Annotated in this window: 5 protein-coding genes; all 5 read right to left on the bottom strand. The window is 66.1% G+C overall.

Annotated features, from left to right (window positions below; all coding sequences use genetic code 11):
• Positions 1-202 precede the first annotated feature (202 nt).
• Positions 203-514, bottom strand: a complete 312-nt coding sequence (locus ACIBB8_RS37515) for a pore-forming ESAT-6 family protein (protein WP_398959852.1) — start codon at positions 512-514, stop codon at positions 203-205.
• An 86-nt stretch (positions 515-600) separates the two neighbouring features.
• Positions 601-933 (bottom strand): hypothetical protein, encoded by a 333-nt coding sequence (locus ACIBB8_RS37510; RefSeq protein WP_398956936.1) that lies wholly within the window; start codon positions 931-933, stop codon positions 601-603.
• 305 nt (positions 934-1,238) lie between these two features.
• Positions 1,239-1,889, bottom strand: a complete 651-nt coding sequence (locus tag ACIBB8_RS37505; RefSeq protein ID WP_398959850.1) for a pentapeptide repeat-containing protein — start codon at positions 1,887-1,889, stop codon at positions 1,239-1,241.
• Between the two features lie 114 nt (positions 1,890-2,003).
• Entirely contained in the window at positions 2,004-2,402 is a 399-nt protein-coding gene (locus ACIBB8_RS37500) for a hypothetical protein (protein ID WP_398959848.1), read from the bottom strand.
• A gap of 14 nt (positions 2,403-2,416) precedes the next feature.
• The gene (locus ACIBB8_RS37495; protein WP_398959846.1) at positions 2,417-3,313 is read right to left on the bottom strand and encodes an ADP-ribosyltransferase; all 897 of its coding nucleotides are present in this window, start codon (positions 3,311-3,313) and stop codon (positions 2,417-2,419) included.
• Positions 3,314-3,623 lie beyond the last annotated feature (310 nt).

The raw sequence follows: 3,623 nt of genomic DNA, 5'->3' as shown, positions 1-3,623 counted from the left end.
ACTTCGCGTACGTCTCGATCTTCCCCGCGGTCTCACCCGTCGTCTTCAGCACGCCCTGAATACCCTGCGGCTTCAGATCCCACCCGGTCACCAGCACACCCCCCGTGCCTCGGCTACCCACCACGAACAGTCGAACAAAACGTTTCCGCACCCACCACGGCGCCGAAGGCCAACACCCCCGGGAGTCCGATCCGGTGAAGTCTCAGCCGATGTTGTCGACTGCGGCCTTCGCCCGCGTGAGGGTGTGCTGCGCGGTGCCGTCGTTCTTCTCCAGCGTTGTCTTCAGCAGCTGGATGATGTTCTTGACCTCCTGCGAGGCCCGGTTCCACCGCAGTTCCTTGCCGTGGTACTCGTCCGCCACACCGTCCGCGGTGAAGTCCGCCATCGCGGCCTTCACCTGGCCGTCCCGCGCCGCGATCACTTCCTCCAGACGCGCGATCACGACCTGGATGTTGCCCTGCGCATCCGCCGACGCACCCGTGTCATAGGCGCGACGGTCACTGTCACCAGCCATCAACAAACACTCCCCGTGAATTCATGAAATCAGCGAACCGGCGAAACCGGTTCGGTCTGTGCACCTTCGAACAGGGCGCGGTCAGGTCAGCGTCCGCCGAAACGGGCCGCGTCGAAGTTCGCCGCACCCATCTGCTGCCGGGCGTTGTCGCCCTGCTCCTGGTCACCCGAACCGAACGCCTGCTCCATGCCCGACTGACCACCCAGCAGCGCCGAAAGCGAACCGTTCAACGCCGCGGTGATCTCGTCCGAACGGTTCTTGAACGAGTCGAACGCCACCCGCCCCGCGCCGTTGAACTTCCCCTCCAACGGCGCGGCCGCCTGCACCAGCTGACGGATCAACGCGCCCAAGTCATCACTCGAACCACGCGACTGCGACGTCAGAGTCGACAGAACCTGCGCCCCCATGTCGAACTTCATGCGCTTCCCCCCTGCCACACCAACTGATCTGATACGACAATATCCTTACTGCTCAGGCTCAACGGTTCAACCAGCGGCCCCCGCTGTGACCAACACATGACAGAGCCGGGCGACATCCGCCGGTGACCGGCCCGCTGGTCGTCAACTGGGGCGACGAGCGGACCCGCGAACTCGACGTCGGCGTGCAGGGATCCGGTCTCACCCGGGCGAAGGAAGACCGCCACCTCGGCCGACAGTCCGAGCCACTTGGCCGACATGGTCAATTCCACGAGCCGGTGCTCAGACGTGCCGGGGCACTCGGACAATCACTGCGTTCCGGCTCGCGAAGGAATCACCCTCACATTCCCGTTCCTCTCGCGAATCCACTGCTCGAGGTCGTCACCGTCCAGTTCCATGGTGCCTTCTTCAGTAAGAACTTCGACCGGACCGAAAACTGTTCCTGAGAAGCCGTTCAGGATGGTGTTCTCGTCGATCTTGACCTTGAAGGGGTTCTCGTCCGCCACCGAATTCGTCAGATCGGCCCCGCAGAGGTTCACGTCCAACAGGGATGCGCCCATCAGTCGCGTACCGCGGAAACTCGCCCCCGAGGCATCGACGTCGTAGAGCGAAGCCTTGACGAGGTCGGCCCCGTCAAGAGTTGTACCCCGGAGCGTCGCATCGTCGAAGTTTGCCCGCACCAGCGAGGCGTTGGTCAGGTCCGCTCCGGACAGATCGGCTCCCTCGAGATCTGCACGGTAGAGATCCGCTCCAGCCAGGTTCGTACCGACCAACCTGGCCTCGATGAACCATGATTCGGCGAAGTTCCCGCCCGACAGATCTGCGGCGCTGAGGTCGAGGCCCACGGCGTCGAGCCCCTTACCGTCCGATTCCTTCAGCCACTCGCGCAGTCGATGGGCGGCGGCTCGATCGGTAGGGTATTCGCGCGGCAACCAGCCCTTACGGGTACCAGTTGACATTGCCATCCCTTGTGTTCTCCGTCGTGCACCCGGCCGTAAGGGGTGGGGTGGGCAACAACAGATCCTCGTTCAAGCGCGGGTTGACCCGCTGGTCCCTGCTCATCTGTGGAGAGGTCAGCCCTTGCTCACCAGTTCTTTGAGAGCGTCGAGCGTCGGGGCCTCGGTCAGCGAGCCCGGTACGACCCCGCTGCCCTTGATGTCGCTCGTGTCCCGGATCAGCTCGGCGAGCAGGGCGGTGGGGGCGATGTCGCGTGCCTTCGCGTCCCGCAGCTTCCGAAGCCATGCGGCACCGGCGTTGATCTCGGCGGCGCCGAGCCCCGGCGGTACCACCCAGCCGGCGGCTTCGCCCTCGTCGTTGGCCCAGACGTACCCGATCACCACGCCGTTGTCGGCGGCCACCCGTACGTACTGCACAGGTCCCTGTGCGACACGGTTGTAGCGGGGTGGCCCGGCGATGCGCTTGAACTGCATGTCTTCTTCGAAGCGCGGATTGGGTCGGTTTTCGCTGGTCATGAACTCTTCCTCTGTCATCTCGGCAGGATTTCGCCGTAGACCTGGGCTTTACCCGCCTCGTCCACGAAGACTCGGGTCACCCGGTACTCCGAGCCGCGCCCGAGCAGGATCTCACGCTCCTCCACGCCGTACTTGCTGACCTTCTCCAGCCACAGTGCGGGCGTCCCCTTCGGTACGCGGAGGTGGAGGATCGCTTCCTTGCCCGCGAAGCTGGGTACCGGATGGTTGCCGAGCGATGTGGAGAGGTAGCCCTCGTCGCCGAACGTACCGCCCATCATTTCCAGCGGCGAGTCGAGGTCCAGGTGCCCGATGCCCGTGCCGCGCACGACCATGACGTCCTCCGGGACCGGGCGAGTCGACATGACCCTGTCCATCTCGCTGATGTCGTGCAGGACCTCGGGCCGGGGGCCGTAGTAGGGGTCGCCCCGCAGATAGCCGTTCATGTCCTTGTACGAGGGAAACGTGTCCCCCGTGTAGTCCCGGAGCGCCTGTTTCGCGGACGGGTCCAGGTCGTTCACGTAGTCGTTCCAGTAGTCCCGGCCGTAGTCGATCGCTGCCCAGTCATCAGCGAACGGAACGGTTCCATCCGTCAGTTCGGCTGCGGCGACCTGGTGCTTCTCGGCCGTCGTGAGACGGTCGAAGTCGGCTTCCGACATGTGCGGGGTGTACTTGAAGTCGTCCGCCGCGCCGGCGACACCCGGCCCGTCCATACCGGGGTGACCTGCTGTCGCCGCCTCGTCCGCGCCGTGCAGGGCGTCACCGGCGGCGCCGTGCGGGTCGATATGCCCACCGGTGTCACCGGCGTGCGCCGCGTCGTCGGCGTGCGTGGCCGCGTCGTCGGCGTGGCCGCCGTGGTGCGAAGCGTCGTGTCCGTGCGTGCCTGGTGCGTCGTGCCCGTGCGTGGTCGGCACGTCGTGCCCGGCGCCCGTCGGGAGGTGTTCTCCCGGTACGTGCGCCGCGGGTCCGCCGGGGACGTGGCCTGCTGGGCTTCCTGGTACGTGGCTTGCCGGGTCGAACGTGGCCGGGGCGGGTCCGAATGTGCCGTTCGGTACGTGCGCCGCGGGTCCGCCGGGGACGTGGCCTGCTGGGCTTCCTGGTACGTGGCCTGCTGGGTCGAAGGCCGTGGGGGCGGGTCCGAATGTGCCGTTCGGTACGTGCGCCGCGGGTCCGCCGGGGACGTGGCCTGCTGGGCTTCCTGGTACGTGGCCTGCTGGGTCGAAG

Origin of the sequence: Streptomyces sp. NPDC051286, from assembly GCF_044455345.1 — a bacterium.
Taxonomy (GTDB): Bacteria; Actinomycetota; Actinomycetes; order Streptomycetales; family Streptomycetaceae; genus Streptomyces.
The sequence above is the reverse complement of the archived record's forward strand: the minus strand, read 5'-3'. Positions and strand labels throughout refer to the sequence as shown.